16 protein-coding genes are annotated in these 17693 nt (G+C 26.6%); 15 read left to right on the top strand and 1 reads right to left on the bottom strand.

What is annotated here, in order from left to right; all coding sequences use genetic code 4:
* Positions 1-12 precede the first annotated feature (12 nt).
* The 10 genes from thrS to FRW55_RS02215 all read left to right on the top strand — a co-directional run bounded on the left by thrS (position 13) and on the right by FRW55_RS02215 (position 12882).
* Positions 13-1755 (top strand): threonine--tRNA ligase, encoded by a 1743-nt coding sequence (thrS, locus tag FRW55_RS02260; protein ID WP_146368559.1) that lies wholly within the window; start codon positions 13-15, stop codon positions 1753-1755.
* Complete coding sequence (locus FRW55_RS02255) at positions 1748-2146, top strand: MAG3450 family membrane protein (RefSeq protein ID WP_146368558.1); 399 nt, start codon at positions 1748-1750, stop codon at positions 2144-2146. Before thrS ends, FRW55_RS02255 begins: the two co-directional genes overlap by 8 nt.
* A gap of 9 nt (positions 2147-2155) precedes the next feature.
* The gene (locus FRW55_RS02250) at positions 2156-3883 is read left to right on the top strand and encodes an ABC transporter ATP-binding protein (protein WP_146368557.1); all 1728 of its coding nucleotides are present in this window, start codon (positions 2156-2158) and stop codon (positions 3881-3883) included.
* Complete coding sequence (locus FRW55_RS02245; RefSeq protein WP_146368556.1) at positions 3883-5829, top strand: ABC transporter ATP-binding protein; 1947 nt, start codon at positions 3883-3885, stop codon at positions 5827-5829. The genes FRW55_RS02250 and FRW55_RS02245 overlap by 1 nt, the downstream gene beginning before the upstream one ends.
* Before the next feature lie 153 nt (positions 5830-5982).
* Positions 5983-8922 (top strand): hypothetical protein, encoded by a 2940-nt coding sequence (locus FRW55_RS02240; RefSeq protein WP_146368555.1) that lies wholly within the window; start codon positions 5983-5985, stop codon positions 8920-8922.
* 403 nt (positions 8923-9325) lie between these two features.
* Positions 9326-10006: a 16S rRNA (uracil(1498)-N(3))-methyltransferase gene (locus FRW55_RS02235; protein ID WP_146368554.1), complete on the top strand. Its 681-nt coding sequence runs from the start codon at positions 9326-9328 to the stop codon at positions 10004-10006.
* Positions 9999-10334, top strand: coding sequence for a hypothetical protein (locus tag FRW55_RS02230; RefSeq protein WP_146368553.1), 336 nt, complete (start codon positions 9999-10001; stop codon positions 10332-10334). Before FRW55_RS02235 ends, FRW55_RS02230 begins: the two co-directional genes overlap by 8 nt.
* Positions 10335-10343: 9 nt before the next feature.
* On the top strand, positions 10344-10970 hold the full coding sequence (upp, locus tag FRW55_RS02225; RefSeq protein ID WP_146368552.1) for a uracil phosphoribosyltransferase: 627 nt from the start codon (positions 10344-10346) through the stop codon (positions 10968-10970).
* Entirely contained in the window at positions 10970-12097 is a 1128-nt protein-coding gene (coaBC, locus tag FRW55_RS02220; RefSeq protein WP_146368551.1) for a bifunctional phosphopantothenoylcysteine decarboxylase/phosphopantothenate--cysteine ligase CoaBC, read from the top strand. The genes upp and coaBC overlap by 1 nt, the downstream gene beginning before the upstream one ends.
* Complete coding sequence (locus tag FRW55_RS02215; protein WP_146368550.1) at positions 12085-12882, top strand: type III pantothenate kinase; 798 nt, start codon at positions 12085-12087, stop codon at positions 12880-12882. Before coaBC ends, FRW55_RS02215 begins: the two co-directional genes overlap by 13 nt.
* An 18-nt stretch (positions 12883-12900) precedes the next feature.
* Here the strand turns inward: FRW55_RS02215 and rpsT are convergent, their stop codons facing one another.
* Positions 12901-13161, bottom strand: coding sequence for a 30S ribosomal protein S20 (gene rpsT, locus FRW55_RS02210; RefSeq protein ID WP_146368549.1), 261 nt, complete (start codon positions 13159-13161; stop codon positions 12901-12903).
* A gap of 164 nt (positions 13162-13325) precedes the next feature.
* Between rpsT and FRW55_RS02205 the strand changes: the two genes are divergently transcribed.
* From FRW55_RS02205 to FRW55_RS02185, 5 genes are all read left to right on the top strand, one after another.
* Positions 13326-13961, top strand: a complete 636-nt coding sequence (locus FRW55_RS02205) for a hypothetical protein (protein WP_146368548.1) — start codon at positions 13326-13328, stop codon at positions 13959-13961.
* A 270-nt stretch (positions 13962-14231) separates the two neighbouring features.
* Positions 14232-14684, top strand: a complete 453-nt coding sequence (locus FRW55_RS02200) for a hypothetical protein (protein WP_146368547.1) — start codon at positions 14232-14234, stop codon at positions 14682-14684.
* Positions 14685-14697: 13 nt separating this feature from the next.
* Positions 14698-16785 (top strand): hypothetical protein, encoded by a 2088-nt coding sequence (locus FRW55_RS02195; RefSeq protein ID WP_146368546.1) that lies wholly within the window; start codon positions 14698-14700, stop codon positions 16783-16785.
* A gap of 45 nt (positions 16786-16830) precedes the next feature.
* Complete coding sequence (locus tag FRW55_RS02190; RefSeq protein WP_146368545.1) at positions 16831-17157, top strand: hypothetical protein; 327 nt, start codon at positions 16831-16833, stop codon at positions 17155-17157.
* A gap of 14 nt (positions 17158-17171) precedes the next feature.
* Positions 17172-17690: a hypothetical protein gene (locus tag FRW55_RS02185; RefSeq protein WP_146368544.1), complete on the top strand. Its 519-nt coding sequence runs from the start codon at positions 17172-17174 to the stop codon at positions 17688-17690.
* The last annotated feature ends 3 nt before the right edge of the window (positions 17691-17693 follow it).

Here is a 17693-nt window from a genome sequence, read left to right as displayed (position 1 = left end):
AAAGAGGTTACAATGAAAGCAAATAAGCAATTAAACCATACAACAAGCCACTTGCTTGGTGCTGCAGTAGAAAAATTATATCCAAACGTTAAACTTGGTTTTGGACCTGCTACAGATGAAGGATTTTACTACGACTTTGAATTTGAAAATCCAATCAGTGATACCGAATTAAACAAAATTGAAAAATTAATGAAAAAATTAGCTTCAAGAAACTTAGTTATGAAGCAAGTAAGTATTAATGAATACAGTTTTGAAAACAAACCATACAAAAAAGAACTTTATGAAGAACTTAAAGCTAAAGGTGCTGATATTACTTTTTATGCTTTAGTTGATCCACTTAATAACGAAACAGTTTTTGTTGATCTTTGTGCTGGAAACCATGTGGAAGATACCAAAAAAATTAAACACTTCAAACTTCTTTCTCTTGCTGGTGCATACTGAAGAGGAAATTCAGATAATATTCAATTAACCAGAATTTATGGTACTTCTTGAGAGTCAAGTGATGAATTGAATCAATACTTAGAAATCCTTAAAGATAGAAAAGAAAGAGATCATAGAAAAATTGGTAAAGAGTTAAAACTTTTTGCATTCAATCGTCTTGGTGGACAAGGTCTTCCATTCTGACTTGAAGATGGAATGCACATCCACAATGAAATTAGAAATTTAATTTTAAAAATGGATCGTAAATACGGATTTACTGAAGTGTTAACTCCACATTTTGGTGAAGAAGAACTTTACAGACGTTCAGGACATTTAGCCCACTATAAAGATGATATGTTTAGTGCAATGGTTGTTGAAAATGAAAGACTTATTCCACGACCAATGACTTGTCCACACCACATTATTTGTTATAACATGGAAAAACGTTCATACCGTGATTTGCCTATAAGATATAGTGAACAATCTCAGTTATATCGTTATGAAAAATCTGGAGCATTAACTGGACTTGAACGTGTTAGAGGAATGCTTTTAACTGAAGGACACTTATTTTTAAGAAAAGATCAAATTAAAGATGAGTTCAAATTAATGTACTCACAAATTAAAGAAACATTAGAACTTTTTAAACTTAATATTAGTTATATTTCACTTAGTTTAAGAGATAAAAACAATAAAGAAAAATACTATGATGATGATCACATGTGAAACTCTTCTGAAAACCAACTTCGTGAAGTATTGAATGAACTAGGTGTTGAATACGAAGAAAAAATAGGTGAAGCAGCTTTCTATGGACCTAAAATGGATATTCAAATTTTTACTGCTTTAGGACATGAAGTTACAATTTCAACTTTACAATTAGACTTTTTACTCCCTGAAAAATTTGATTTAAGTTTCATTAATAAAAATAACGAAAATGAAAGACCTGTTATGTTACACCGTGGATTAATTGGTACATATGAAAGATTCGTAGCTACAATGCTTGAACAAACTAAAGGTAATTTACCATTTTGACTTGCTCCAAAACAAATTACAATTCTTCCTGTAAATGAAAAAGTTAATTTAGATTACGCTAAGGAAATTAGAGATTTATTATTCAATCTTGAATTTAGAGTAAAAATTGATGATCGTGAGGAAAGAATTTCTAAAAAAATGAGAGAAGCTCAAATGTCTAAATCTAAATTTCAATTAATCTTAGGTGATGAAGAACAAAAAAACAGAACCATTTCTTATAGAGAATATGGTAAAACTGAAACTAAAACAGTTTCGATTGATGAATTTGTTTTATTAATTACTAAATTAAAAGCAAATTATGAATAAAATAACTGAAAAAAGTAAACAATTAAACCAATATATATTTATAACAATCTGCATAGTTTTGCCTGCAATAACATTCTGAATTATCGGAACTGACGACTTTAAATTGAGAGTATTTCCACAGAAATTTCTCTGAATTGCTTTAACCACCAATATAATTTGTGTTTTAATTATATGAGTGGTTCTGCTTTGATTTAATAAAATCAAAAGTGACAGTTTTGGGATAGTTGGCTCATTGTTGGCAGCTTTTTTCTTTATTTTAGGTTTTAATGAACTTAAAAGTACTTTGAGAATTGTTATGCTAATACCAATTATTGTTATTTCATTGTTGAGTTTTTATATTTCAAGCATTATCGAAGATTACTTAATGAATAGAAAGAAAAAATATAAATAAAGGAGAAAAATGACAATAAGACAAATTGCTAAACGTACTTGGCTTGAATCTACCATTTCTATTGTTTTTATTACTATAGAAGTTATTTGCCAAATTTTGATTCCTACCTTTATGGCTAACTTAATCGATCAAGGAATTCAATCTCAAAATCAACTTGAAATTTATAAATGAAGTGGATTGATATTTCTCTTCGCAATTCTGTCTTTAATTTGTGGTGCAATTTCAGGAGTTTTCGCTTCCAAAGCTTCAGGAATGTTGGCTAGAGATTTAAGATATGAATTATTCCAAAAAATTCAAAACTTTTCATTTGGAAATATAGACAAATTTAGCACAGGAAGCTTAATTATTAGGTTAACAAATGATATTACTAATATAAGAATGGCTTATATGAACATAATTCGTACTATGGTTCGTGGTCCAATTATGCTTATTGGTGCAGTTATTTTAGGATTTATTAACAGTACAAAATTAGCTTGAATTTTACTAGTTGCTCTTGTAATAATGGGAACAGTATTTACTGTTATTTTCTGAATTGTATATCCAAAATTCAAAAAATCATTAGAAGTAATGGATCAATTTAACAGTAAAGTTCAGGAAAACTTAAGTGCTATCAAAACTATTAAATCATTCAATAAAGAAAAACATGAATTTACTAATTTTGAAAAATTTACATTAAAATTAAGAGATATTTTGATGAGAAATGACAAAACCATTGCATGAGGTCAATTTACATTTTTAGGATTAATTTTCCTCTCATCATTATTAATTTCTTATTTAACAACACAAAATATTGTTTCAACTCACGGCAGTGGCGATTTAACAATCGGTATTCTTACATCTTTTGTTTCATACTTATGACAAGTTATGATTTCATTAATGATGATTGTTATGGTTGCAGCTTCAATCATTTTTGCTAGAGCTGGAGCTGCTCGTATTGCTGAAGTTCTTTCTGAAGAAAGTACCATTCAAAATGTCGCAAGCCCTATTAAAGAGTTAAAAAACTTTGATATTAAATATGAAAATGTATTTCTTAAATATCATGAAAATGATGAGAATTACACCCTTAAAAATATTAATTTAGAAATTAAAGAAGGTCAAACAATTGGAATTGTTGGATCAACAGGTTCAGGAAAAAGCTCATTAATTCAACTTCTACCTAGACTTTATGATATTACCGAAGGAAAATTAACAATTGGTGGAATTGAAGTTAAAGATTATGATTTAGAATTCCTTAGGGATAATGTTTCAATGGTTTTACAAAAGAACGTTCTTTTTAGCGGAACCCTTAGAGAAAACATGCAATGAGGCGATCCTAATGTTACTGATGATGAGATTGAGGAGGTGCTTAGAATATCAAGTGCACATGACTTTGTATTCTCAAAAGAAGAAGGTTTAGATCAACGTGTTGCTCAAAAAGGAAACAATTACTCTGGTGGACAAAAACAAAGACTTTGCATCGCTAGAGCTTTAATTAAAAAACCAAAAATCTTAATTATGGATGACTCAACTAGTGCGGTGGACACTAAAACTGATAAACAAATTAGAATGGCACTAAGAAACAACTTACCAAATACTACAAAGATTATTATTGCCCACAGAATTAGTTCAATCGAAACTGCAGATAAAATTATTGTTATGAAAAAAGGTGAGATCAGTGGATTTGGCACTCACCAAGAACTTCTTGAAAACAATGAGTTTTACGCTGGATTATATAATTCTCAAAATGGAGGTAAATAATGCATCATTCTTCTAGTAGAACAGCAAAAAGAGCTCCGATTCAAAAAGGAATGTTCAAAGCTTTATTAAAATATATTTTTAAAGCTAATAAAGTTTTATATCCATTAGCAGTTTTATTAAACTTATTTTCTTCGTTTACTTTAATTCTTGCACAAATGTTTATTGGGGTTGTGGTCGTTGGTTGATTTTTAGACCCATGACTTAAAGCTTTATCAACTGATCCTAACGCAGCCTTTAATTGAGCAGAATTTAATAAATATGTAATTATTTATATCTCAATTTTAGTTTTAACTCTTGCTGCTATGTTAGCTTCTCAAAGAATTATGGCTAACATTACTCATAATACTCTTAAAAAATTAAGAGATGAATTATATACTTCAGTACAGAAAAAACCTGTTAGATTCTTTGACACAACTCAAGATGGCGAAATTATGGGATATTTCATTAATGATATTGAGTTAATTAAAACAATGATTCAATCAATTCCTGATATTGTTCAAGCTATTTTTACAGTTATTGTTTCGCTTGTATTTATGTTTATTCAAAGCTGATCATTAACAATTGTTGCAATATTCCTTGTTGGATTAATCATGCTTGTAATGCAAATTATTGTTAAATTTTCAAGTAAGTACTTTGTTAGAACTCAAACTAGTTTAGGAAATACTAATGCTTACATCAACGAAATGATTGATGGATTAAGAGTTGTTAAAGTGTTTAATTATGAACATAAATCACTTGAAAAATTTGATAAATTAAATCAAGAATTGTATGAAAATGACAGAATTAGTAAGAATTTAAGTAACATATTAATGCCTATTGCAATTAATATGGGAAACATAAATTATGCTATTTTAGGACTTCTTGGTTCATTAATGATTGTTAATTCAACTGCATTAAATACTTATGGATTAGCACTAAGTATCGGTACACTTATTTCATTCTTACAATTAGCTAGAAGCTTTACTCAACCAATTAGTTCAATTTCACAAAATGTCGGTTCGATCTTAATGGCTCTTAGTGGTTTCCAAAGAGTTAAAAATGTTTTGGATTTACCTGATGAAATTGATGAAGGGCAAATTGTTTCAGTTTACGGAATTTTAGATGAAAACAATAATATTATTGAAGTTACTGAAACTGAAAGAAATAATAATCCAGAAAGCAAAAAATACTGAAAAATAAATAATAATGGTGTGATTAGTTATATTCCATGTTCAACTAAAGGTGTTATTCTAGAAAATGTAAACTTTAGTTACAACAAAAATAAACCAATATTAAAGAACATTAATTTAACTGTAAAACCAGGTCAAAAAATCGCTATTGTTGGACCTACCGGTGCTGGTAAAACGACTATTACAAACTTATTAAATAGATTTTACGATATTGATTCAGGAAATATTTATATCGATGGAATTAATATAAGAGATATTAATAAAAAAGATCTACGTGAAAAAATTGGAGTAGTACTTCAAGATACTTATCTTTTCAGTGACACAGTAAGAAATAATATTTCGTATGGTAGAGAAAATGCTACTATTGAAGAAATTATTGAAGCAGCCAAAGTTGCTAATGCTGATTCATTTATAAACTTAATGAGCAAAGGTTATGATACTTACCTTGAATCTGCCGGAGCAAATTTAAGTCAAGGTCAAAGACAATTATTAAGTATTGCTAGAGTTGCTTGTTGTAATCCAGATATTTTAATTCTTGATGAAGCTACAAGTAATATTGATACCAAAACTGAAAAAGAAATTCAAAAAGCATTAAGCAATTTAATGAAAGACAAAACAAGTTTTATTATTGCCCACAGATTAAGCACTGTTAGAAATGCAGACGTTATTTTAGTTCTTAAAGACGGTGAAATAAACGAAATCGGAACTCATGATGAATTAATCAAAAACCGTGGTTTATATTACGCTTTATACACTGGAAATCTTGAATTATCTTAGACAACACATAAAGTGTTGTTTTTTATATTTTTTTCAAATATCTCTTTATTTAGGTAAAAAATTTAAGCTCTTTTTTTTTTTTTTTTTTGAATTTAGGATTGAAGTAATATAATATAAATAATAAATTTTAGTATTGAATATTAGAGGTAATTTATGAAAAAGAAAAATAAAAAACTACTTATTCCATTAATAGCACTAGGTTGTGCAGGTGTAGTTACATTAAGTGCTTCATTAGCAGCGTGTTCAATAATTCAAAAAAATACAAATTCAGAATATAAAGATAAAATTACCAAATTACTTTCTGAAATAAAAGATGAAATTAAAATTTTAGAAGGTGATCAACGTAAAGAAGTGAATGATTTTTTTGACTATATTAATCAAGTTGAAAATTCACTAAATAAAAATACAAATAAAAAAGATGATTACAATGAATTATTAAACAGATATACAACTTTTGCAAAAGAAATTTTTAATCAAGAGAAAGATAAATTATCAAAACTTATCGATGAGATAAAAAACATATTAAAAACTGAATTTAGTGATGAAAAATATTCATCTATTCATCAGTCATTATCAAAAGTTGTGGTGGATAAAAGCGTTCTTTTGGATCCGGAAAGTAATTCAACTTTTGTAGATTTAATATTAGCTCAAAAAGATTTATCAAAAGCTTTAGAAGAAGCTAATAAAAATAAAGAAGCTATAGATAATAATTTAAAAGATGAACTTAATGCTAAACAAGATAAATTCAAAGAAAAATTAGATGAAACCAAAACCAATCATATTGATATTTATAATAACAACAATGATGATGGGTTAAAAACTATTTTAAAACCTTTAGAAGATTTCATAGATGAACTTTTAGGAAAAATCGAATCATTAGATTCTCAGGAAGTTGACAAAAATAATAATGAATTAGACAAAATATTGGAAGAGACTTTAGAAAAAATTAGAGAATATAATGAACTAAAGAACAAAGCTATTCAAAAATATTTAGAATTATTAGAACAAGCTAATGAATTGAAAGAGCTATTTGAAAATAAAAATGCATCAGAATTTATAAATGAACTAAACGAATTTATGTCAAATATGCCTAATTCAGAGGAAATTAAAAATTTTTCAGTTTCTAAAATTGAAGCAAAAAGTGAAGAACTTTCATCATTTTTAGAAGATATTTTATTAAGATTTAATCAAGTTGTTTCAAAACAAGATGAACTTAAAAAATACTACGATTCAGTTATTGACAATGAATTAAGCAAATATGACAATTATCCAACAATCAAAAATGATCTTGAAGAAAAACTTAATAGCATCATTAAAGATTATCATAAAGTTTTTGATAGTAATAAATTAGACTCTAAATTTAATGAGATTAACAACGCATTAAACGAAGCTGAAGAAGAAAAGAATAAACAAAATGAAAATACTAGCAATGAATCTGATGATATTGATTACAAAAAAATATTATTAGAAAAAATTAATCATGCAAAAGAAAATGAGTTAATATATTTCTCTGAAATCAGAGATTATGACTTATATTTGATTTTGAATCCATTAAATATTTATGTTGATGAACTTGAAAAAAGAATTGATAACTTAAATAACAATCAATTAAAAAATGAGATATCAGATTTAGAATTACAAATTTCTAAGGTACGTGAACCACTACAAGAATTTAATAAATATAAGGAAAAAGTTATTAAAGAGCACCTTGAAGCTTTAGAGAATTATAAAGTTTTCATTAAAAGTATCGAAAATTCAAAATATGATTTCTTCAAAGAGTTTTTATACGAAAAACTCGATAACTTAGTTGATGAAGAAACAATGAAGTCAAGAAAAATTCCGACTTGAGCTATAAGGGACTGAACAGGTGTTTTTTCTTATAGTATTGAATATGTTAATAACCAAATTAGTCAAATAGAATCGAAACAAGATGAATTGAAAAGAAAATACGATTCAGCAATTCCAGAAGTAGTTAACTATAATGATTATCCTGAAATTAAAGCAGAATTACAAAATACATTGGATAGTATTATAGAAAATTACAAAAATATTTTTGAATTTAGTGAACTAGAAGAAAAAATGAAACAAATTGAAAATGTTTTAAGAAAAGCTGAACTAGATAAGAGGGATGAAGATAATAGAAGAAAGCGTCTTGAAATTATTAAAAATATTAAAGATTTTATTCCGCTAGTGCAAGATCATGTAAAACATCGCAGTAAATACAATGATCCAGAATGAGATGAGATCTTTAGAGATTGGGAAGATATTTGACTAGTGGGGATTGGTGATGGTAGCAAGCTAGATTCTTTTACTGATGAACAATTTAGTTATTATTATAATTCTAAATTAGGTTTATATTTAGATATTGATATAAGAAGAAGAGAAGATTATGTCATTGATCGTACATCATCAATTAGATTATACTTTGAAAGATTAGAATCGCTTACTAACATTTATAAGAACGGTATCTTCGATTCTCCTGAATGATCTGAGCGAACAACAGAGCACAAAAATGCAATTGATAATAGCTTGACAATGGAACAAATCGAAAAATTGACTTTGAAAGAAATTAAAGCAAAAGAATCAAATGTTGAAAGATTGTGATTAAATTTAAATGAAATATTTCGTGATATTATACGTAAAAGAGAAAGAGTAAGTTGAGCAATTAGAAATGACGTACTTTCAAATGTTTCAAGTTTTGCACCGGATATTTACAATGAAGCTAGTCAAACCATAAAAAGCATTTCAAATGGTTATGAAAATGAAAGTGATGTTAAAAAACTTGAACAAATGGAAAGTGATTTAATAAAAGCTTGACAACGTATTTTCGCGTTAGCTAAAGAAAGCGTGATAAGAGATGGTAATGTTAAATTAAATGAATTACAATCTATTCTTTTAGGTCTTGGTGATGATTTTGAATATAATGAAGTTAAAAATGAAATGAATATCATGATCACAAAAATGAAATCATATTTAGAAAGTGAAAAAGATTTCCTAGAAATAGTTACTAATGTATGACCTCTTTATTATGATTATTGAAATAAAATAGATCCTAAAATTCAAGAAATACAAAGAATGAAGGAACAAAATTAGTCAAAATGCTAATGTTTATTAGTAAAAAAATTGAATGTGATGATGGTCGATCATCACGTTTTTTTTAAATATCGAAGATAAAACACTTCTCTTAGTAGTATTTTATCCTAAGGAAGTTAATGTGTATTGAAGTAAATCAGGAAGGATTTTATTGAAAAATTAGAATAATTAAATAATTTTCCAAGATATATATGGTTAATACCACATTCTCAATTAACTAAAATTTACTATTTTTTAGTTTCAAGTAAGCGAATTATATGGAATAAAAAGTGAAATTCTTTTCATAAAAGTTCTTTTAAACTAGAACACAAAAAGTTGACATTTATTTGTCAACTTTCGTTGTTCTAGTTTATTAATTTGTCAACTTTTTTAATCTACTTTAATATTAGTTTATAATTATTTTATGAATAGATTTTTTGCTGTTGAAAAACAAGGAAATAAGTTGTATTTTGATGAAAAAACATTAAAACATTTTAAGGTTTTAAGGCTAGAAAACAAAGAAATTATCGGAGTTTATGAAGGTAAATTTTATTTAAGTGGTTTAAATGGAAATATTGCTGAAATAAAAGAAGAAATTAATGAAAACCATGAATTTAACTTTAAAGTAAAGTTAGGAGTTTCACTTATAAAATTAGAACGCTTTGAATGGTTAATAGAAAAAGCTGTTGAACTTGGTGCAACTGAAATTATTCCCTTTATTTCGACTCATACTAATAGCGAAATAGCTAAATTTAAATTTAATAAAAAGATTGATCGATTCAATGAAATAATGTTTAATGCTGCCCAACAGTCATATAGAAACATAAGTATTAAATTAAGTAAACTAAGAACTTTTGACGAAATTATAAACGAAGATGCAAAAATTAAAATTATTGCTCATGAAAAAGTTGATAATTCTTTTATTGAACAAAAAATAAATAAAGATGTTTTATTTTTGATTGGACCAGAAGGTGGTTTTAGTGATACTGAAGTAGAAAAAGCAATCGGTAAAGGATTTCAATGTGTTTCTCTAGGAAAGAGAATTTTACGTGCTGAAACAGCAGCGATTTATTTGCTAAGTCAGATTGAGGTTGGTAATGAATAAAAAGAATGAAAAAATGATAAGTTATTCTCAATTTAGAATCTTATTTATCTCAATTGTAGAAAAGGAATATAATAAAGTACAAAATAGAATACAAAAAACAAATTTAAGAAAATCAAAAAACAAAGAATATTTGAATAAACTTGAAAAACTAATAAATGAATTAAAAACAGGGAAAATAAAAGATCAAGATTTAGAAAAAAATAAAAGAGCATATGACAAACTAAAAAATGATCATTATTTACATCTTTGAGTTTTCGGAATTTTATCAGTTGTAGTTTTATTAATTATTCTAACTACAGTTCTTAATCTTGTTTTTGTGTATAAATAAGGAGAAAATATGTTAAAAGTTTTAGAACACCCATTGATCAAAATTAAATTAACAAATATGAGAGATAAAAATGCAAATCACTCTCGTTTTAGAAGAAATTTAAATGAAATTGCAATGCTTATGGTTTATGAAATCTTAAGAGATTACAAGACCAAAACTAAAGTAATCACAACTCCACTAGAAAAAGAATACAATGGATTTACTTATGATAAAGAAATTGTTATAGTACCTATTTTAAGAGCAGGATTAGGTATGGTTGAAGGTCTTCTTGAATTAGTTCCTGAAGCTAGAGTTGGGCACATCGGTCTTTATAGAGATGAAAAAACTTTTCAAGCTAAAGAGTATTACTATAAAATGCCTGAAGTTGCAAAAGATAGTCAAATTTTTGTTGTTGATCCTATGCTTGCTACAGGTGGTAGTGCTGCAGATTCAATCGAAAGACTTCAAAAAGATGGTTTTACAAATATTAAATTGGTTTGTTTAGTTGGTGTAAAAGAAGGTGTTGAACATATTGAGAAAAAATTTGGTAAAGATTTTATGATTTACTTAGCTTCACTTGATGAAAAGTTAAATGATCATAAATATATTGAACCAGGTCTTGGTGATGCAGGTGATAGAATTTTTGGGAGCAAATAGTGAAAATTTTAATTTTGTCTAGCGCAAGTATTGCCTTAAAAAAGACAAATGAATTAATAAAAATCTTTAGTCAGAATGGTCATGAAGTTAAATATTGCTTAACTAATAATGCACTGAAGATGAATTTAGTTGAATTAAATGAAAATTATGTTGATGATGACAGTTACTCTGAATTAACTACTAAACACATTCAACTAGCAAAATGAGCTGATAAAATTATTGTTTATCCAGCTACTTTTAATACTATAAATAAATTAGCTAATGGAATAACTGATAATTTTGTAATGTCGATTTTATCACTAGGATTCTTTAATAAAACAATTATTTGTCCAGCGATGAATTTTAGAATGTTTGATAATGAAATATTACAATCAAATATTAATGCATTAAAAAATTTAGGTGTAACATTTGTTGGACCTGAGTATGGCAAATTGTACTGTGGTGACGAAGGTTATGGAAGAGTTGTTGAAGTAAACGATTTATTTAACTTCGTTATTAAAAAACCAATTAAAAAATTATTAATTACTTTAGGTTACACAGAAGTTAAATTAGATGATGTAAGAACCGTTTCGGTACGTTCATCAGGAAAAATGGGATTATCATTAATTAATGAATTAAAATATTTTTTCGATTTAACAGTAATAAATGCAAATTTACCTGAATTGAACAAATATATAAATAATGATATTAAAATTATCAATGTTTCTACTGTTGAACAGTATTTCAATGCCGTAAAAGAAAATATTGTATCTCAAGATATTTACTTATCGGTAGCTGCAGTTAGTGATTTAATTTTTGATAAGTTTGATGGAAAAATTAAAAAAGATACAACAATTAATTTCACTTATAAAATAGGAGTTGATGTACTTAAATGAGTTTCAGAAACTTATCCAGAAAAAATCAAAATTGGATTTGCTCTTGAAAGTAGCAAGAACCTTGAAAATGGACTAAAAAAATTAAATGGCAAAAACCTTGATATGTTAATATTAAATTCTAAGGAAGCATTAAAATCATCTTTAACTTCAGGATTTATTTTAACCAAAAATAATAACATTGAATTCGATAATTTAACTAAAGAAGAATTAGCATCAAAAATAGCAAGTGAAATAAAAGTATGAAGCAAATAAAATATTTAGTTGTTGATATTGGAAATTCAAATTGTAAAATTAATGTAATTAACCAAGATTTTAAAATTTTAGATAACGTTAAAATAGTTAAAATTAAAAAATATGATGTTAATTTAGTTGTTGAAAATATCTCTAAATTAGTTATAAAACACAAAATTTCTATTGGATTAATCGGTTCAGTGGTACTAAATTTAACTAAAAAAATAATTACTCAAATCAAAAAAGAAAATATGGGCATTAGATTATTTGATATGGAAGAATTCCGTGAATGCATCAGTTATAAAATAGATAGTAACTTACTGAAACAAAAAGGAATTGATTTAATTGCTAATAGTGAATATTTAAGTCAAAGTTTTGATGGAGAAGAAACTAAAGGACTATTTTTATTTGGTACTGCCACAGTTTTTATTGCTTTAAAAAATAACTCATATTATGAAGTCGCTATCACTTTAGGCCTAGCTAGAACAATTATCAATTTAATTAAAAATGCATCTATATTAAATAAAAGATATTACAAGCAAATTTCGAATATGAGTAATAAAGAAGTAATAGCATTTGCAAAAACAGTTATACCAAATATTTATAGAGGTTCAATAATCAGTTTAGAAGGTTTTATAACTGAATGCAAAAATATTTATTTAAATAATAAAAACACTTATTTTATAAGTGGTGGTGATGCTAATCTTATAAGCCAAAATTTTCACCAATTCATTGAGGAAGAAACTACTTCTAAAGGTTATTTATTGATGTACAAAAATTATAAAAAAATACACACTAATCAATAGTGTGTTTTTAAATTCCGACTATTTGTTTTTGTTTATAAATTCATCAAGTCTTGATTGTTTTCTTGCACCTTTATTTGGGTGGAAAACACCTTTTTGAACTGCTTTAGCAATGATTGAGTGAGCATTTTGAACTAATTGTGCTGCTTTTTCATCTTTAGCAATAACTGCTTCACGAGCTGCACGGATAGCTTTTCTAACACGTGATTTCATAGCTGCATTTCTAGCTCTAGCTTTTTCAATCTTAGCAATGTTCTTAACTTTAGATTTAATATTTGCCATATTAGACCTCCCTTTTTCTTTTGAAAAATCTAAACAATTATATAATAAAATACAATAAATGTATTTTTAAATAAAATAACATTTTTGCATCCGTAGGTATATTAATAGTTTTTTACTTTTTCATATTTCCTTTACAAGTAAATGAGACAGTTAGAATATTATCTATGCCTTCGGACGAAGAAAAGCTTCTACGCCTTTATAATCAATACTATGGAATATCACATGTAAGATTTATTTTCGTATTTATATTTATGATTGGTATGATTTTTTCAAATTATTTACCCATCATAGTATTAGATAAAGATCAACTAAGTTTTAAAATTAAAATAGATAAAAGTACAGTAGGAAACATAATATTTTATATTTCTATCATCATTTTAACTATATTAGCAAGCATCATAATCTCACTAACTGGTCAAAACTTTAGATTCAGATTTATTTTGATAGTAATTTTGACAATTATTTTTGTAGCCGTTATTAATATTTATGAAACAATTAAATATTTTGTCAAAAAAAGAAATTATTTATTGTACGAGCAAATAACTCAAAAAACAATTAGTCAATATTTTATTTCTTTAGTTCTTGCTTGAATTTTAATGTTGACAATAACAATCAACTTTTCTGCAATAAATTATAGTAATTCTGAATATAACGAAATGGTTAATTTTTGAGTACACTATAGAGTGATGATGTTTGGTGCTATAGGAATTGTTTATTTAGTGATATATAGTATAAAAATTACTTCTCATTTTATAATAAATTCTTTCATCAAAACAAGAAATAAAAAACAAATAGTATAGAATAAAGTACTTAGGATTTAACTCCTAAGTTTTTAATTGCTTCTATTATGAATTAAAATTAAATCAAATATTTAGATAATCATTATGGAAAATTTTCCATAGTGTAAAATTAGACATTTTTCTTATTTTTTATTAAATTTACTTTTATTACTATAAAATAGTATTAAAAATTCTTGACTACTCAAGTTAATTATTCATAACATTAAACAAGAAATGTCGCTTTTAACCATAACTAATATTTATAAAAATTATAATTTTTAAGGACATAAAATGAAGAAGACAATAAAAAGAAATAAATTAACATTAAAAACTAAAATACGTTATTTGTTTTTGGGTAAAAGACCTCTCGAAAGAAAGACATTACCTAAAATACAAGAATATTTATATTTGTGTTTTAATTCAATCTTTATTTTGTGTTTCATAATATATTTAGCAAGTATTCTAATTCAAAAGAAATTTGATTTCAGCATCGAAAAAACTAATGAATTATTCAAAGAAATTCAGGAAAATGTAATACTTAGAGCATTAATAGCGTTATTTGTTGCAATTTATTTGATAAATCTCATAATATTGTCTCATATTACTTATATATTGAGTAAAACTGAATTTAACAAGTGAATCGGCATTTTAGCGATAATTTTTGCTTTAAGTGTAATTCTTTGTCCATTAGCAATAGTTTTTTCATACGTAGCTTACGAAAAAAATGAAATTAGTTTTGAATAGAAAAAGGAGAAAAATGAAATTTAATAAATTTTCCAAATTAATGATTAGTCTTAGTGGATTAACATCACTAACATCATTAGCAGCTCTATCAGCAGCTTGTTCAAAAGATGATAAAGGTACTGAACCAGTAGGTACTCAACCAGTAAATGAGAATAAAGAAATTGTTATTGCTGTTGATGGTGTTCAAAAAGGAATGTACGACAATGTTGTAGCTGAATTTAACAAAACAGAATATCATACAAAATATGGTTACAACATTAAATTGCTTGAAAAAGATGTATGATCAGCACTTGATACAGCTACTGTTGGTGCAACAGATACTAAAGCAGTTCCAGATTTATTCTATGGACCAAATGACAGAGTTACAACTTCAGTGCAAGAAAATGTTGTAGTTGATTTAAATGAGTTCTTAAAAACAACAAAATACAAAGATACAAATATTTGGAGAGTAATTCTTGGTGATCAAGCATCACAAAAATTAATTGATGAATTAGTTGAATTCGGTTCAGTTAATGGAATTAAAGGTGAAAATATTACTTCTAAATTCGTTGCCTTAAGACACAACCAAGAAGGTATTGTTATGGTTTCTAACAAATCAATGGATGAAGTTAGAAAACAATTAGCAAATCCAGACACAGACTCAATGGTGGAATTAGTTGAGGCTGGAGAAGCTTTCTTCAGAATTCAAGATTTATGATATGGTAATGGTGTTTTAGCTGGTGTATTTGACAAACTAAAATCTGAAAACCCAGAAAATAAAAATTATGATAATTTAATGGCTAAAATTCTTTACTCTTTAGGAGCAAAAATTACTACTGGATTTAACGGAAGCGAATCTAATAAAATTCCTCAAGAAATTAAAGATGCTTACAAAGAAGGTGCTTATACAGCAGCTAGATTAATATATCCAATTTTTGATGCTGTATACAACAAAAACGATTCTGAATATGAGCAAACAGTTTGAGCTAAAAAAGGTATTAGTCGTGAAACACTTAAATCATTATTAAATTCTGACATGGGTGGAGTTCAAAATACTGTATGAAACTTACTTAAAGAAGGAAAAATTAGTTACGCAATTGTTGGAACATGAGATATTCAAAATACTCAAAAAACCGCAAATGCTAATACATTCTTTAACGCAATTAATGTTACTGATGAATATAAATATTTACAAGCACCAGGATCATGATCATACATGATTAATATAAGAAATAATGCTTATTCAGAACTCCGTAGAGAAGCTATCGTAGAAATATTAAAATTAATTTACCAACCAAAAAGCTGATTAGAGTATTATAAACAAGATTCAAAAATTCCATTTGTTGAATCACAAAAACAACAGCTTGTAAAAGATGCTAATGATTTCAGTAACCCAGAATTTAATAGATTAATGAATTCTGTTAAAGAACATCTTGGATATGAAACATTTGAAGAATTTACAAAAGCATTTGAAGAATACAAAACAAAATACTCAATTAGTAAAGAAAAAACATTCCAAACTTCAATGTGACAAAAAGCCCCTACAACTGCAGAAGCATCTGAACAAATGCTTTTAGATAAATATGCTTCAGTTGAAGGATTTGCTGAAAAAGTTAAAACTGTATTCACAGATAAAACTGAAGCTGGATCTGTATTAGGATTAAGAGATTTAGTTAAAGACATTTTTGCAATTGAATTTGATGATGATAACAAAGAAATAAGCCAACAAAATAAAAAATGATTTGAAAGTTGAAAATTATCACCTAGCGTATTTACTTCAACATCAAGTGAAATTTTTGGTTCATTAGCTGAAGGTGATGGATACCACGTAAGAAAGATAGAAGCATTCATTTTAGGAGCTAATGGTGATAATGGTGCTGATGTTGATGCTTTAATTCAAAAAATAAAAGATGCTATTAGCGAAAACAAATTAGAAAATATCTATGCAGAAGCTATTGCTAACGCTAAAAAATTAGCAAGTTATGCTGTCAACAAAGTTTCTGATGAAGTTATTGAATTAAGAGTAAGACAAGCATTAAATAACTATGTTTATGATGCTAAAATTCAATTATTAACAACTGAAATTGTTAAACAATCAAAAGTTAATAAAAAAGATGGTTAATTAAGTGATTGAACTCTTCAAGAAACAGCCACATTCTATGAAGAATTGAGTAAACTTGACAGTGTTGGAAAAATTATGGATGTTATTTCATCAACAAAAACACTTCAAGATAATGGTTTAGGAATTTTCACAACTCAAGTAAATCGTGTGGATAATGGTAACCCACAATTCGGAAAATTGTGAGCACTTTGAAATGATAGAACATTTGGTTCACAAAACTCATACCAAGCTATTTACGATGCTGATAAAGATAAAAATGTAACTGAAGATGAATTCAAAGAAGCTATTTACCAAAAATTAGGAAGTTTATTCACCGAAACTGCTAAAACTATTGAAAATTCTCAAGGTTCAACAGTTATTACATTTAGGTAATCATTAATTGAAATATGAATTTCTATAAAAAACTAAGAAGAAACATAACCAAACGAGAATTTTATCTTTATCTTAGTGGAATTGCATTTATTTGTTTTGTTTCTATATTTTGAATTACTTCATTCTTTGTCTTTCCAATTGAAAAACCGCAGATCAGTGATCCGAGTTTATCTAAAGAAGAAATTCAAAAACTAGCAGAACAATATTTAAATAATTTTGCTTTGTCCAAAATATTGTCATATATCGCTAACTCATTAATACTTATCTTTTTCCTAATTTATATTATTTTGCTAAGAGGTAAACTTAGTTGCGGTTATGGTTTCTATATAGCTTTTATAATAATATTTATTATACTAATAGGAATTCCATTTATACAATGAGAACAAATAACAACAAGCCAAAAATCCCTTGGCTTGTTGTTATCATTAGGCAATTTATTTGTCGCAATTTCACTAGCAGTTTATATGTTTATCTTATATAGAGATAGACGAATTCAAGAATTTGAATTTATAAGAAATAAAGGAAGGAGATAGTTT

The sequence above is a fragment of the Mycoplasma anserisalpingitidis genome (assembly GCF_007859615.1).
GTDB lineage: Bacteria > Bacillota_I > Bacilli_A > Mycoplasmatales > Metamycoplasmataceae > Mycoplasmopsis > Mycoplasmopsis anserisalpingitidis.
Note: the sequence above shows the minus strand (reverse complement) of the source record. Positions and strands in the feature narration are given on the sequence as shown.